Source organism: Bradyrhizobium sp. McL0616 (assembly GCF_049993385.1).
Taxonomy (GTDB): domain Bacteria; phylum Pseudomonadota; class Alphaproteobacteria; order Rhizobiales; family Xanthobacteraceae; genus Bradyrhizobium.
This window is the reverse complement of the sequence record NZ_CP188255.1, coordinates 1,715,089-1,728,004: the sequence shown is the minus strand read 5'-3', so window position 1 is coordinate 1,728,004 and position 12,916 is coordinate 1,715,089. Positions and strand designations below refer to the sequence as shown.

Here is a 12,916-nt window from a genome sequence, read left to right as displayed (position 1 = left end):
GAGAGTCGATCCTCGCGGGACTCTAGGCGTTAGTGCGGCTTTGCCGGCTGCTGGTTCTCAGGCCGGACCGTCTTGTTGCTATCCGGCATTCTGTCTCGACCCTGATCTCCATTGTCGTCTTTGCCGCCAGAAGTGGACGTACCACTTCCACTGCTCGAACCAGGAGACATGCCGGTGGTACCACGCGGGTCTCTGCTCGGCGCCGTCGAGCTGGCGCGGGTCACCAGCGACGGCCCCTCGCCCGCTCGGGGCGCCGGCGGGCTGTGCAAAGGCAATGGCCGCCGATAGGGTCAGCATAGCGGCCGTGATCGAAGATTGCCGACCTTCTACAGGAACGTCTTGCCGCGGTCCCACGTTAAAGATTCCTTCGAGCGGTCACGATTCGGAGCAGCAAAACTTCAGGACCCCGGCGTTGCCCCCTACCGCCGAGGGTCTTTCTTTTGCGATCGCGGCTGGGCCTGTTTGGACGAGCCCGCATTAACGCAGTTGAATTGCAGCGTGAGATCGAGGCCGACAACTGAGGCCGGCCCTTCAATTCATCTTGCGAGCTAGCTTCCGAATTATTGCACGAAGGTCGTTCGCATACTCCTCAATGATCCGGCGCGCTTCCTCCGCCCGCGAGAGCTTAGCGGGCGGGACTTCCGGTCGCTTGGGCGGGCACTCTTTCCATAGGGCAATGGACCGGCACAGCGCTGCTAGAAGATGCTCATAAGTAAACCGGCGAGCAACATGACGAGGCCAATGGCGGCGATGCCAAGACACATGCGCGCGCGGAACGCGCAGGATTCGACTTGATGGTCTTGAATCACTGCCGTCACTTTGGCGGCTGCGAGGGGGATTTCAGCCACTGGTTTACTTGAGAGCCTGTCTCGGCCTGCCGAGCCCTGCGGATGGCGGCCTCTCGTACAGGCCCATGAGGAAGCAGTCAGCTTCCTCGCGAAGTCGTCTGGCTTCTTCAGCAAGGCGGTCTTCAAGTGAAACTGTTTGCGTGAAACGACGCTGCATGGGCGCGCTCCTTTCCATGAGAGGAAGGCGGAGCGCTGTGATGGGCGATCTCATCACCGATGTTTGCCAAGGGGTCGGGCGGCGATAATGCCACTGTACTTGCGGCCGGAGCCAGCAAAACAACATTTGTGGGAGACGCCGGAACTATATTTTTGCGTACAGCCCGAACTTTTTGGGAACCGCTCTAAAGCTGCTTTTGGCTAATTGCGAGAGCCTCGTCCACTGGGAAAATTAGCGTGCTCGCGTTTGCCGCTTGAGGCGCCAGTAACCGACCAGCGCGCGCCACTCCATCACGATGATTATGCTGCCAACGACCGCTGTCCCGAACGCGAACATTATCAGGATCATTTCGAGCATCGAATCACCACGCGTCGCGGCAAGGTTCCTAAGTACCAAAGTGGACAGTTCGTTCCACAACCCAAGTCAAGAGTGAGATCAAAGTCCGCCAGCGGAAACCGGCGGGCCTAGATCTCTCCACGGTTCGGTTGAGATCTTAGCCGTCCATTAAATGAGGATCTGGCAGTCTGTGCCTTGGGACGGAGCCGTGGGGGACATACGCGGCTTTGTGCTTGGGTGAGAGCCCGCCAGCTTGCCAGCCCCAGCGGCGCTCTCCCTCAGCGCACCGGAGGTGCATTAAGCAATTGCCACTTTTTCCTGTTCCATAGTGCGAATTGATTCGCTGTATGCACCCGCCCGCATTAAGGTTTTGTTTACCGGGGCTGGCTGCATATTTCACTTAGACCTTTTAACCCGGCATTTTTTGACACGGCGCGGGCCGCAGCGAGTTGATCGCTGCGGCCTTCGTCGTTACAGCTTCAGCCGCCAACGGTGCATCAGCCGCTGCCGGTCGCGCTTCTTGTGCTGTCTGCGCCGGCGCTTCACTGGCAGCCCATCGAGAGCGTTCCCCACAGCCTTGAGCATAAGTTCGCCTTCGCTCTTCGACAGGCGCGCCAGTTCGTCCCTGAGCTTGAGGGGAACCATCGAGCGACCATGTCACCATCTCAACGATCTCGGCCCCTGACTTGCCGGAACTTATTGGTCTCATTAAGCAGAGGGTGTTTTACCCGTTTCGAGTGCAGCAGCCTTCAGTTCCCCCCGTGAAGCTCCCTCCGCCGCTTTGGTTACAATCGTTTGAGCCATTTTCGTCTGTGTGGCTGGGCTGACCGAAAGCTCGCCCGCAGCTTCAGCCAACACTAATCGCATCATGATTTTTCTTTCCATCAGGCCTACTAACGGATGGATGTGACCGCCTGATCTCCAGACTTAGTCAAAACTGAGTCGCGCATTCACTGTTATCCGGTACAGCTCGTCTAGGGAATGTCACTACTGCTTCGGCTGGGCCCGATGCTATGCGGTCCACTCAAGGACTGCACGGAAGCAAGCTGCCCGACCCCTAAATTCTTGCGTTGGTGCGGCCGCCTCATATCATGCCGGCATGATGAAACTCTCCTTAATGCAGGACCAGGACAGGCTCTCGTGGCTGCCGTCGTCAGCGCCGAGGTGTTTGATCGCCTTTCGCTGGTATCCGATTTGATGGATCGACGGAACGATGCTGTACGTTGTTGCTGAGAACGAAGTAACGGCTGCTGAGGTCGAGGACAACTACTCGCTCCACATCGCCACTCTCACGACACACGTGGTGAAGAAGCCCGTCGACATTGTCGTGGTGATGCCAAAGGTCCTTCAGTGACGGACCTCAAGCATATATACCGCGACTATATTGATTGTCTGAATGAGCAGGCTTGGTCAAACCTTGGAACATTCGTCGCCGACGACGTCACCCACAACGGCAATGCCCTCGGCCTGGCTGGTTATCGAAAAATGCTCCAACAGGATTACGCAGCAATTCCCGATCTTCGCTTCAACGTGGAAATCGTGATTAGCGAGTATCCCTATCTGGCAAGTCGGTTGGACTTCGATTGCTCTCCGAAAGGCGTCTTTCTCGGCTTACCAGTGAATGGCAGGCGCGTTTCATTCCACGAGAACGTCTTCTACCAATTCGACAACAACAAGATCGTACGTGTTCGATCGATTATCGATAAGGCGGCCCTGGAAGCGCAACTCTAGGCAACCGCGGGGGGCGGCGTGGCCTTTGGAGCTATAAGCGCCGACCTGACCAGAGTCGTCGGGGGATCACTTCATGCGGTCGACGAATTCCACCGGCGTGCCCTTAGAGAGCCGTTCCGCGACACGCTCGGCATCCCAATTAGTGAGCCGGACGCAGCCGTGCGACTCCGACTTGGAGACTTTTCCCGGGAACGGCGTGCCATGGATCCCGTAGCCGTCACCGGAAAGATTGATCCACATCGAGCCGACGGGATTGTTCGGGCCCGGCCTGATGGTGAACGGCTTGCGGGAGTGAACGCCCTTGAAATGGTAAGCCGGATTGTAGCGGTAGTTCGGATTGCGATCGATCTCCGTCACCTTCAAGGTGCCGGAGGGGGACGGCTTCTCCTCGCTGCCAACCGTCGCTGGATAAAACCCGATCAGCGTGTTCGACTTGTCGAATAGCTTGACCGTCTGTCGGCTCTTGTCGACTTCGACCTTGGTGGCCTTCTCCGATCTCTGTTCAGCGCTGACGTCGACCACGACGATAGCTTCGCCGGCGCGATCGAAGTGCCGTCCCGGGTTCAAGTCGGACAGCAGATCCTCGCTCATGTGAAACTTCTCGGCCAAACCTTCTCGCGGGCTGGAGTAGGACAGCTTCGGGATGTCCTTCATGTCCTCCATCTTCGCAGGCAGCTTCTTGAGGAACGGCCCTGCGACGTCCTCCTCCGCGATGGTGTAGTTCATCGTCACCGGGCGGTCGTCCGCAGCAAGCTTTCCCCAAGGTCGTCGGAGACCGGCAATTGCTGCGCCTCTTCGTAGGCCCGCAGCGCCTTCTTCGCATTCTCTCCAAACCTTCCGTCGATCTCGCCGGGCGAGAAGTGCGCCCGATCAAGCAGGACCTGCAGCCGGACCCCCGCCGGGGTCGGCTTCTCGTTGGAGAGGGGCGAGGACTCGGCCGAGTCGATCGCGGCCGGCTTCATTTCGGCGGCAAGCGCGGAGCTCGTGACGCCCGCCAGCACAAGGCCGATGACGATGCATCGGGAGGACATGCGCCGGCTTGCCTTGCGGAGGCAGAAGTCGATCACTTCTGGTCCGCAGGCGCCTGTGCGTTTGCCTTATTGGCGTCGGTCTTGTTGGCTTCGTGATGACCGACGACGCACCCGGCCGCAGCGCCGAGCTTGCCGTGTCCCGCCATGTGCCCGGCGACGCCGCCGACGATGGCCCCCTTGATTCAGCCCTTGGCGTCCGCGCCGGGTGCGAAAGCGAGCGAAATAGCGGCCGCGCAAGCCGCTGCCAAAATCAATCTCATGACCGTTCTCCGTCCTGAAGGTTAAGAGTGCAACGGAGTCGAACACACTCCGTTCCGTGCGCAGCGCAAGGCGATCGACAGCGGGCTGGCGAGCGCCGACTAGCACCTCTCCGAACCTCCGACCGCGTTCGGCCGGCCGGGTCGCGCTAGTCCGTGATCTTCGCAACCGGAAGCCGCCAGCCACGCTTCATTGCCATGACGCGCAGCGAGAAGCATGAAATCAGCGCCACCGCCATCACCGGCGCGACCGGCAACTGCAGCATGTGCCCAACCACCACGACGGCTGCGGCCGCAAGCGCCGCGACCGCATATAGCTCTGCACGGAGCACAGTAGGAATCTCGGCGAGCAGCACGTCACGCACCATCCCGCCGCCGATCCCGGTGACCATGCCCAGCACTATGGCCATGAGCGGATTCAGCCCGTGAGCCATTGCCTTCGATGCGCCGGTGACGGCGAAAAGCGCGAGACCTGCGGCGTCGAATATGAGGACCGAGTTCGACATCCGCACGATCAAGGACGAAAAGAAGAACGTGATGATGCCGGCGAAAAGAGACACGCCGAGATAGCGCCAGTCGGCGATCGCGCCGGGAGGAACGACGCCGATCAGGAGATCCCGGGTGATGCCCCCCGAATTGGCCGCGGCGAACGACAGCACCAGAATGCCGAACAAGTCCAATTTTCGCTTGACCCCCGCCAGCGCCCCGCTGAGCGCGAAGACAAAGGTGCCGGCCAGATCAAGCACGAGCGGAAGCGCTTCCATGATGCCGTTTTCCGGCACTATGCCGGCAACCAGGCGCGAGCCGCGACCACCAGCGCCTCCACGCCGGTTTGCAGGGTGGGGTGAAGAACAGGCGCGAATTTCGGACTGTGGTTCACTGGCAACTCGGTGAGCTTGTTCGCCGCTTTCGCCTTGGCATAGGTCTCCGGATCGGTACCGCCGACAAACCAGAAAACCGAGGGCACGTGCCATTCGGTCCCGAACGACCCGAAGTCCTCGCTCGCAGGGGCGGGTCCGGTCGCCCTTACCCGCTCGGTGCCGAAATGTCCCCTGAATGCTTCCACCACGCGTTCGCTGGCGTCCCGGTCGTTGACGTTAAGAGGGTAGTGGTCCAGCGACGTGATCTCCGGTTTGCGAGGCGCACCGGAGGCCGCCGCCTCGGCATTGACGATCCGCTCGATGGCAGCCAGGACGCGCGTCCTTACCCCGGCATCGAAAGTCCGCACGTTCAGCTTGATGATCGCCTCGTCCGGAATGACGTTTTCTTTCGTCCCGGCCTGCAGGGCGCCGATGGTTACAACTGCTGCCTCGGCAGCGGCAATCTCGCGCGAAACGATAGTCTGCAGCCGGATCACGGTCGCTGCCGCCATCACGACCGGATCGATGCTGGCCTGCGGCATCGATCCATGGGCACCTCGGCCGAACAGGCGAATCTGTAAGCTGTCCGCCGCGGAGGTGATGGCACCTGCTCGTCCGGCAACGGTGCCCGATGGCCCCACCATGACATGCTGGCCGAGGATGACATCGGGTTTCGGGAATCGCTTGAACAAGCCGTCGTCGATCATGGCCTGCGCGCCTTCCGCCGTTTCCTCGCCGGGCTGAAAGACCGCCATGATCGTCCCGCGCCAGGTGGTCCGAGCCTCGGCGAGCAATTTGGTGGCGCCGGCGAGCCAGGTAACGTACATGTCGTGGCCGCACATGTGCGACACAGGGACTGTAATTGCCGTCGTGATTAGTAGCCGTCGCCTTGCTCGCGTAGGGAAGGCCGGTCGCTTCCTCGACGGGCAGCGCGTCCATATCCGCGCGCAGCATCACCGTCGGCCCCTCGCCGTTCCGGAGCAAGCCGACCACGCCGGTCTTGCCAACGCCCGCCGTGACTTCAAAACCCGCAGCGCGAAGTCGATCGGCGGCCAACGCCGCGGTGCGGGTCTCCTGCATCGACAACTCGGGATGTGAATGCACATCCTTGTAGAGTTCGGCCAGGTCGGGAAGCATGGCATCAAGGTTGCCTAGTGCGGGATCGGACATGGGCCACTCCATCGCAGGACTTGAAGCGAAAGGAAGCTTTTCCCTTTTCTCAAACCGGCGCAAGCAGATCGAGCGCCGGAACGCTCGCTTCCAGGGCCCCTAAACCCGGTCGGAAGAGGCTGCCGACGATCACGGCGACGTTGCGAGGCCTGTCCATGCGGGTCGGTCAATAAATGCCGCCGAGGCATTCTCGACGTGAGAGCCAGTTCACACGCGCCGCGGGCGAAGGCCGGTAAATTGCCGCTATCAACTTCGTGCGAAGGGACCGACCGATGAATGCAGAGGCAAGGATAGCGTCGAGTACGGTCCGCTCGAATGACGGGGCGGAGGAATTCAAGACCATCGCGATCTTCTGCGGCCTAGAACTGTTGCTTTCGCTCGTCGCGGCCATGCTCTACGGCCCGGATTTCATGACCTTCTGACGCGCTTGCTCCTTCAGGACGCGTTCGCTCGAGCTCGTTCGCGTCCTTCGCGACGACGCTCGCGCCGTTCCCGACTTCGCTTCGCCCGCTCCGCGAGCGGCGGCAGCGGAGGCACGGGCGCATCGACTGTCTCGGCCGGGACCACCTCGAGCGGTTGGTCGAGCACAGTGCGTGCCTCCATGAACTCAAGCACCGCCCGCCCCTTGTTGGTGATCTTCCACCCGCCGCTTTCGCGATCAACCAGACCTTGCGAAAATATATCGAGGTCTGGCACGCGCGCCGCCAGCCGCTTGGTCTGGTCGCTCCAGTCCCGGCCGCTGGTCGCCAAGATCGCCATGTCGCGCTTGATGTCGTCCATCGGGGCGAAGCCACCGGGATAAGACACCAAGACCTTCAACACCGTGACCTGAAAATTCACAGCCAAGTGCCACTCAGCGCCATACAGTCGACGCCACGGAAAGGGCTTCGCGACCGAAGGCCCCGGCGAGCCGAGGCCTTCGCGCAGTCTAGTGCGATCAGTATCTCGCCGCGATCGGGGCACCAAAGCCACCGAAGCGATAGTTCAACCGAACGGTGACCATGTCCACATCCTGGCTCACCCTATCGCCGAGGATGGTAACGCCACCGGGTGAGAGCACGCCTGCGCCTGCGAAGGTGCGGTTGTCATTCCCCATCCAGAGATGGTCGTATTCAACACCGACCGACCAGTTCGGCGCGAAGCCATACTCCCAACCAACGCCCAAGGCACCGCCCCAGCGCGTGTGGCTTGCCGAGTCGAGACCGACCCCAGTCAGGTTGTTGAAGACATCAAGACGATTGTGGGTCACGGCCGCACCACCCTTTACGTAAAGCAGTGACGCGTTCCACGCCCAACCGAGTTGCGCCGTGAAGAGACCAATACCGTCGGTTTTCCCTGTAGTCGAAAGAAGCGGATCGATCAGGCTGACACGCGTGTTCTTGATGTCGGCCCAATCACCCTGCGCTTCCAATCCGAGCACAAACTGATTTGTTTGCCAGCGATACCCAATCTGTCCGCCGACAAGACCTCCGGAGCGAGAAGCGCAACCACCGGCGACTGTCCCTGCCGGCGTGACAAAATCCACGCAACCGCGGCTTTGACCCCAGCCGCCGTTGGCACCGATGTAAAAGCCAGTCCAGTCATAGATCGGAGCGACGATCGGAGGTGGCGCCTTAGTGTACGGGCGCGCCGCCATATCAGCGGCCGACGCAGGAGCGGATAGACCCACGGCCATCATCCCGACCGCGGCAATCAGAAGCTTTTTCATTACGAGAAATCTCCCAGGAAGAAGTTCAAAAAAGGCATGTCGCCCACCTGCGTCGTCAAGGCTATCCCGTTCGCCGGCAGGTTGATGTAGCTAAGCCGCAACACTCGGCTCAGATGTGAACGATAATTCTTCAGAGATTTTAATCACTTACGGGGAACCAAATACCCACCAACGTGCATATTGCGAATGAAAAACCGCCAGCCCGGAGCGCCCAACAGCGTTTGGCTCACCCAACAAAAGCGATCGATCAGCGCTTGCAACCAACTCCTCCTCGATTAGGAGAGCGATAGAGGAATCTGCTCCATCGCTACAAATGGTTCGCGCAACCGAGTTCCGGTCGGGATTTTTTAAAAACGATCATTGTGGAACGGCTGTACGGAACGATGCCTCTTGCTTCGCTCATACAGGCATCGATTGCGGCATCCTCGCTCGGGACCAGCGAGCAAATCAGTCCATGCCGACCTTTAGCAGCCTCTGCTAACGGATCGAATCATTTGGCAGCGCGCGCGTGATCTCCGCCGTGGCCTCGAATGCTGACATGCGGGACATATTGTTTCCCTTCGCCTTTGGACCAGAAGCCGTCGTCACTCGATCACCTCGTCCGCGCGGGCGAGCAGCCCCGGCGGCACTTCAACGCCAAGCGCTTTCGCAGTCTTGAGGTTGACCACCAGCTCAAACTTGTGAGGCAGCTCGACCGGAAGATCGGCCGGGGTCCGCCCTTTTAGAATCCTGTCCACGAAATCGGCTGTGTGGCGCCAATTGGCAAGCAAATCGATGCCGTAACTGATCAAGCCTCCTACTTCGGCGTGTTGGCGTAGGCCGTACACAGCGGGCAGACGCAATTTTGCTAAAACCGCAGCAATCAGCAGGCGCTCGTTCACAAATAATGGATCGCTAGGTATAACCACAATGCCCATTTTATCGCGAGCAAGCTGGTGAAGCGCGGGCTCGATCTGATTGCTTGTGGTGGCATCGGCGAATACGAGCTCTACGTGCAAGGCCGCGGCGACCTTTTCTATATCCGGTCGCTGCACGGGACTGGAGGCGGAATGCGAGTTGATAAGCACGCCAGCTTTCTTGACTTCGGCAAGCAGCTCGGTCGCAATTTGAAGCTGCTTGCCCAATAGCGTGTCGAGCGAGATTAATATCCCGGTCAAGTTTCCCCCGGGACGCGCGTAACTCACAACAAGCCCTTTCTGTACGGGCTCAATCAACGCTACTGAAACGATCGGGATAGTTGTGGTCACACCTCTCGCAGCGACGGCAGCGGTGGTGTTGGCAGCCACAAAGATGTCTGGCCTGAGCCCGGCCAGTTCTAGCGCCAGCGCTGGCAAGCGCGACAAGTCCCCCTCTGCGTAACGAACCACAACGTCGTAATCCCGCGCCTCAACGTGTCCCAGCACCTCCATCTGCTTCGTAAAAGCTTTGAGGAGCGACGACACAAATACTGGCGAAGTCCCGGACAAAATGGCGATGAGTGGGCGCGACCCACGTGCTTGCCCGGAGGTCGCGAGCAAGCAGGCGAATGCGCCTTCAAGCAATACGATGAAATCGCGGCGCCTCATCTCCGCTCCGAAGCACGAAAATGGTCTGAACAGAGCTTAGCACACGGACAATTGGCAAGGCGTCGTTTATCGGGTGACCAATTGTCCGACATGGCTCAAAAACGATAAACGCAACGTACGTGAACCCGGTCCGCTGCACCACGCTAACCGGACCTCAACGAGACGTGCTGCCACTTCACCGACGGGCCAAGTGCTGAAATTGACGAAGCGACAGGCCGCCAACTGAGGCGGCTTTAATCGCTCCTGACCGGAACTGTAATTTCGGTTTTGCGTTCAGTGCTTATGCAACAGCAAAATCGCATCGTCCGCCTTCAGGTGGAACTGTCGAAGCAAGACAAGCAGGTCATTGACGACTTCTGGTTCGCGGAGCGGTTTCCGAGCCGCGCGGCGGCAGTTAGGGAGCTGCTGCGACGCGGGCTGACGAGTGATAATCACTGTGTGCAAAAGTCGACCGCCAATGTGGCGAACTAAAGAAGCGGCCTTACTTACCCGATTTTATAGATTACCTCGCCCTGTCCGTTCAGCACGCGCGCCCCGGTTGCCTTCTTCCTGCCCGCGAGCAAGAGCGACGCTTGCTTGCGTGCTGCGAGCGGGTTGATGGCAGTGATCGTCTCTCGGTGAAGCAGGGTCCCCGAGCATCCGGGCCCGTCGCGTAAATCTCGATGATGAACTTCACTCGGCCAGAAGCCGGACAGGACCAGCGATCAAGCGGTAGTTTGGGACCCAAGCACTGTTCCAGCTCTCAAGGGTGGTTCCGCAAACCGCGCATTCGAAGCTGGCAATTTGTCGGCCCGGAGCCATGGATTCGGTGCGGCTGTAAACTGCGCCGCACTGACAGGACCGGTGATGAGATTCTGGCATCCCCGTTTATGCGCCTGAAAAGCAAACAGACCAATAGCGATCTCAAATGAGGCCACCGAGGTCGGAAGTAGGCCAGCATCTCGGGCTCAATAGGAACAGTTCGGCAACCGAATCTACTCCGAACCCGCCCAGATGTTGTGCCGATAACCACATGTCTCTCTGGGTCAAATGCGGCCTTACGACCCGGAGCGCAGGAGTGTCGGCTAAGGGCCAACAGCTCATATCCTCGTCCTGGCTTACCGCCAGCCTCGCCATGCGAGAGCGCAAGGGGCAATCAGTTGGGACGGCGGTTGCGCGAGAGCCTGATGGTCGCAGACACGGCCCTGTCGTAGGCTTCGAGAGCAGCGTCGGTCGATAGTTCGATCATCTCCCGGAACCGTGCGTTGCTCACCTGCGTGAAGCTTTGGCTTATGGCTTCGGTGAGTTCATCATCGCTGACAGATGGCTTCTTAGGGGGCGTACGCCCTGTAAGCTGACTGAATAAGTTCAGCCGGTAGGCGTCTGCCGCGACTTGCCAAGCCCAATCTTTTAGGTCCACTGCCTTGCGCATCTTTCGGGCTGCCTAAAGCGGCTAAACATCGGTCAGAATAACCTCAAACATTCCAAGATCAAGTACGGAAGGTCTGAGAGCAGCTACGCAAAAGGCGTGCCTCGCACTGCAATCCGCTGCGGGTCACAGCTGCGGTCGAGGCAATGCTGGATTGCCGTCAGGTTGGCCTCTGAAAGCCGACATGACACGGGTTCAAGCGACCTTCTGCTAAGGGCCAAACCCAGACATAGCGCCTACACGGGACTTAGGACGCCCTTCACCACGCATTTATAATCAACCTCTACGGTTCTATTATAATAAAGACAACCGAAACGAAAGGCGCTAAAGTTTGCTTGCGATCCAGCGTGTAATGGGGAGAGGCGCTCATGGCTTTATCGAACCCAAGCTCGGCGATCCAAAGCATCATAGACGCTGCTGTCAGCGATTACATGGCGATGGCAGTATACGTCTTTACGGATTTTGACGGCTCCGGCGTCCCCTCTGCAAAGTTCTTCTCTCCCTCTAAGATTGAGGTTTGGGACTCAAGCCATAGTTTCGTGAGCGCTGCGAACCTGCCAAATACTCTGTTCGAAATCGGATCCATTTCAAAAGTTTTCACATCCAGAATTTTTTACGGTCTTCAAGGCACATATGATGGAAATACGGTTGGGTCCTGCATGCCCTCGATTTCCCTGCCTGCAGCAATCAGCGGGATTCCGGTTGCCGACATCATCACTTATGCTTCGGGGTTTCCGCAGGACGATGGCCTGCCTCCCGATCCGCGTGGACAATTCTGCCCGGCCAGTAACTTGCAGACCTTCGCCAAGCTCGTCGATTGGTTCAACAGCGGACAGAACTCGGCTTGGATCTGCCCCGCGGGCCAGTGCTACACGTATTCAAACCTTGCCTGGTCCCCCCTGGCTATCGTCGGCCTCAACCCGCAGAACCCCTACGTCGACGTCTATAATGCGTACAACGGGCAACTCGCGGAGCTGTGCGCGGATCTGGGCATGGGCAACACCGCGTTGTTCAATACGAGCCAAGTTCCCAGCATGGCGTGTGGATATGACGGGACGACGGCTTTCACCGTAAACCAGAGCTACCTGCCGTGCCCACCGATGGTATTCGGGAGCGGATCGATCGTCAGTAGCGCCTCGGACATGCTTCAATGGCTGCTCTACAACATGGGCCAACTGCAGCCTTCGCCAACGGAATTCGCCATCCTGCAAACGCAGCAGCAGCAGACCGGCTCGGCCCGTGGCCAATGCGGTACGACGGGCACCTGCAGCGTGCAGGCGCAGGGCCCCACGGTCGGAATTGGATGGTTCTTTCCGAATATCGCCGGCGCCGCGGGACGTGTCCTGTCGAAAGATGGGGGCGTACCAGGCTTCAGCTCGTGGATGGGGTTTGAGAGCTGGGTTCAGAACGGCGCAAACGCTCCGTCGTGCAATGGCGTAGTGGTTCTGTCCGCTGGCGCCCTCGCTTCGCCAGTGGGACAGAAAATTATGTCCACTCTTCTCGACAGTGTGACGGACAATCCTGCGAAGGGCCTGAACGTCTATGATTTCGATGATCCGGCCTCGCTCTCAGGCAGAGCTGAATCGCCTGCCGCAACTCATCCATGACGCGCCGTGCTTCCCGTCGCATGAGGCCATTACGCGCCAACCAACCCGTCGGTCCTCCGGCGCGCCACCTCGGTACCCAACTGGGTCGCTAAAAGCACTCCTGTTTGGGCCTGAAGAGGCGAATAAAGGTGCGAAGAGGACGCACGACAGTTTGTTCCTCGATTTCGCGCAAAGTCCCTGCAAATCGACCTGTAAGATGCACTAGGTCAGCCCTTCGACGTCGGCTGTGGGTCACAAG

At 59.3% G+C, this 12,916-nt stretch carries 12 protein-coding genes and 2 pseudogenes; 4 read left to right on the top strand and 10 right to left on the bottom strand.

Annotation, left to right across the window (positions count from 1 at the left end; genetic code table 11):
* Nucleotides 1-695: 695 nt before the first annotated feature.
* Both ACPPVR_RS08380 and ACPPVR_RS08375 read right to left on the bottom strand, forming a co-directional pair.
* Nucleotides 696-848, bottom strand: a complete 153-nt coding sequence (locus ACPPVR_RS08380; RefSeq protein WP_426613755.1) for a hypothetical protein — start codon at nucleotides 846-848, stop codon at nucleotides 696-698.
* Nucleotides 849-1,812: 964 nt separating this feature from the next.
* Nucleotides 1,813-1,986, bottom strand: a complete 174-nt coding sequence (locus ACPPVR_RS08375; RefSeq protein WP_426613754.1) for a hypothetical protein — start codon at nucleotides 1,984-1,986, stop codon at nucleotides 1,813-1,815.
* A 568-nt stretch (nucleotides 1,987-2,554) separates the two neighbouring features.
* Here ACPPVR_RS08375 and ACPPVR_RS08370 point away from each other — a divergent pair.
* Entirely contained in the window at nucleotides 2,555-2,695 is a 141-nt protein-coding gene (locus tag ACPPVR_RS08370) for a hypothetical protein (RefSeq protein ID WP_426613753.1), read from the top strand.
* The gene (locus tag ACPPVR_RS08365; RefSeq protein ID WP_426613752.1) at nucleotides 2,692-3,072 is read left to right on the top strand and encodes an ester cyclase; all 381 of its coding nucleotides are present in this window, start codon (nucleotides 2,692-2,694) and stop codon (nucleotides 3,070-3,072) included. The genes ACPPVR_RS08370 and ACPPVR_RS08365 overlap by 4 nt, the downstream gene beginning before the upstream one ends.
* Before the next feature lie 66 nt (nucleotides 3,073-3,138).
* On the opposite strand, the pseudogene ACPPVR_RS08360 reads toward ACPPVR_RS08365, so the two are convergent.
* From ACPPVR_RS08360 to ACPPVR_RS08345, 4 genes and pseudogenes are all read right to left on the bottom strand, one after another.
* A pseudogene (locus ACPPVR_RS08360) lies at nucleotides 3,139-4,034 on the bottom strand (L,D-transpeptidase family protein).
* Between the two features lie 101 nt (nucleotides 4,035-4,135).
* A pseudogene (locus ACPPVR_RS08355) lies at nucleotides 4,136-4,363 on the bottom strand (hypothetical protein).
* A gap of 146 nt (nucleotides 4,364-4,509) precedes the next feature.
* Nucleotides 4,510-5,124 carry a trimeric intracellular cation channel family protein gene (locus tag ACPPVR_RS08350; protein WP_426613751.1) on the bottom strand — a complete coding sequence of 205 codons (615 nt, stop codon included), beginning with the start codon at nucleotides 5,122-5,124 and terminating at the stop codon, nucleotides 4,510-4,512.
* 17 nt (nucleotides 5,125-5,141) lie between these two features.
* Nucleotides 5,142-6,047 (bottom strand): amidohydrolase, encoded by a 906-nt coding sequence (locus ACPPVR_RS08345; RefSeq protein WP_426613750.1) that lies wholly within the window; start codon nucleotides 6,045-6,047, stop codon nucleotides 5,142-5,144.
* A gap of 615 nt (nucleotides 6,048-6,662) precedes the next feature.
* On the opposite strand from ACPPVR_RS08345, the gene ACPPVR_RS08340 reads away from it, so the two are divergent.
* Nucleotides 6,663-6,812, top strand: coding sequence for a hypothetical protein (locus ACPPVR_RS08340; protein ID WP_426613749.1), 150 nt, complete (start codon nucleotides 6,663-6,665; stop codon nucleotides 6,810-6,812).
* Between the two features lie 13 nt (nucleotides 6,813-6,825).
* Here the strand turns inward: ACPPVR_RS08340 and ACPPVR_RS08335 are convergent, their stop codons facing one another.
* The 4 genes from ACPPVR_RS08335 to ACPPVR_RS08320 all read right to left on the bottom strand — a co-directional run bounded on the left by ACPPVR_RS08335 (nucleotide 6,826) and on the right by ACPPVR_RS08320 (nucleotide 11,074).
* Nucleotides 6,826-7,230 (bottom strand): hypothetical protein, encoded by a 405-nt coding sequence (locus tag ACPPVR_RS08335; RefSeq protein ID WP_426616052.1) that lies wholly within the window; start codon nucleotides 7,228-7,230, stop codon nucleotides 6,826-6,828.
* A gap of 97 nt (nucleotides 7,231-7,327) precedes the next feature.
* Complete coding sequence (locus ACPPVR_RS08330; protein ID WP_426613748.1) at nucleotides 7,328-8,098, bottom strand: outer membrane protein; 771 nt, start codon at nucleotides 8,096-8,098, stop codon at nucleotides 7,328-7,330.
* Nucleotides 8,099-8,682: 584 nt separating this feature from the next.
* Nucleotides 8,683-9,663 (bottom strand): ABC transporter substrate-binding protein, encoded by a 981-nt coding sequence (locus ACPPVR_RS08325; RefSeq protein WP_426613747.1) that lies wholly within the window; start codon nucleotides 9,661-9,663, stop codon nucleotides 8,683-8,685.
* Nucleotides 9,664-10,798: 1,135 nt separating this feature from the next.
* Complete coding sequence (locus ACPPVR_RS08320; protein ID WP_426613746.1) at nucleotides 10,799-11,074, bottom strand: hypothetical protein; 276 nt, start codon at nucleotides 11,072-11,074, stop codon at nucleotides 10,799-10,801.
* A 365-nt stretch (nucleotides 11,075-11,439) separates the two neighbouring features.
* Here ACPPVR_RS08320 and ACPPVR_RS08315 point away from each other — a divergent pair, with 365 nt between their 5' ends.
* Nucleotides 11,440-12,678, top strand: coding sequence for a serine hydrolase domain-containing protein (locus ACPPVR_RS08315; protein ID WP_426613745.1), 1,239 nt, complete (start codon nucleotides 11,440-11,442; stop codon nucleotides 12,676-12,678).
* The last annotated feature ends 238 nt before the right edge of the window (nucleotides 12,679-12,916 follow it).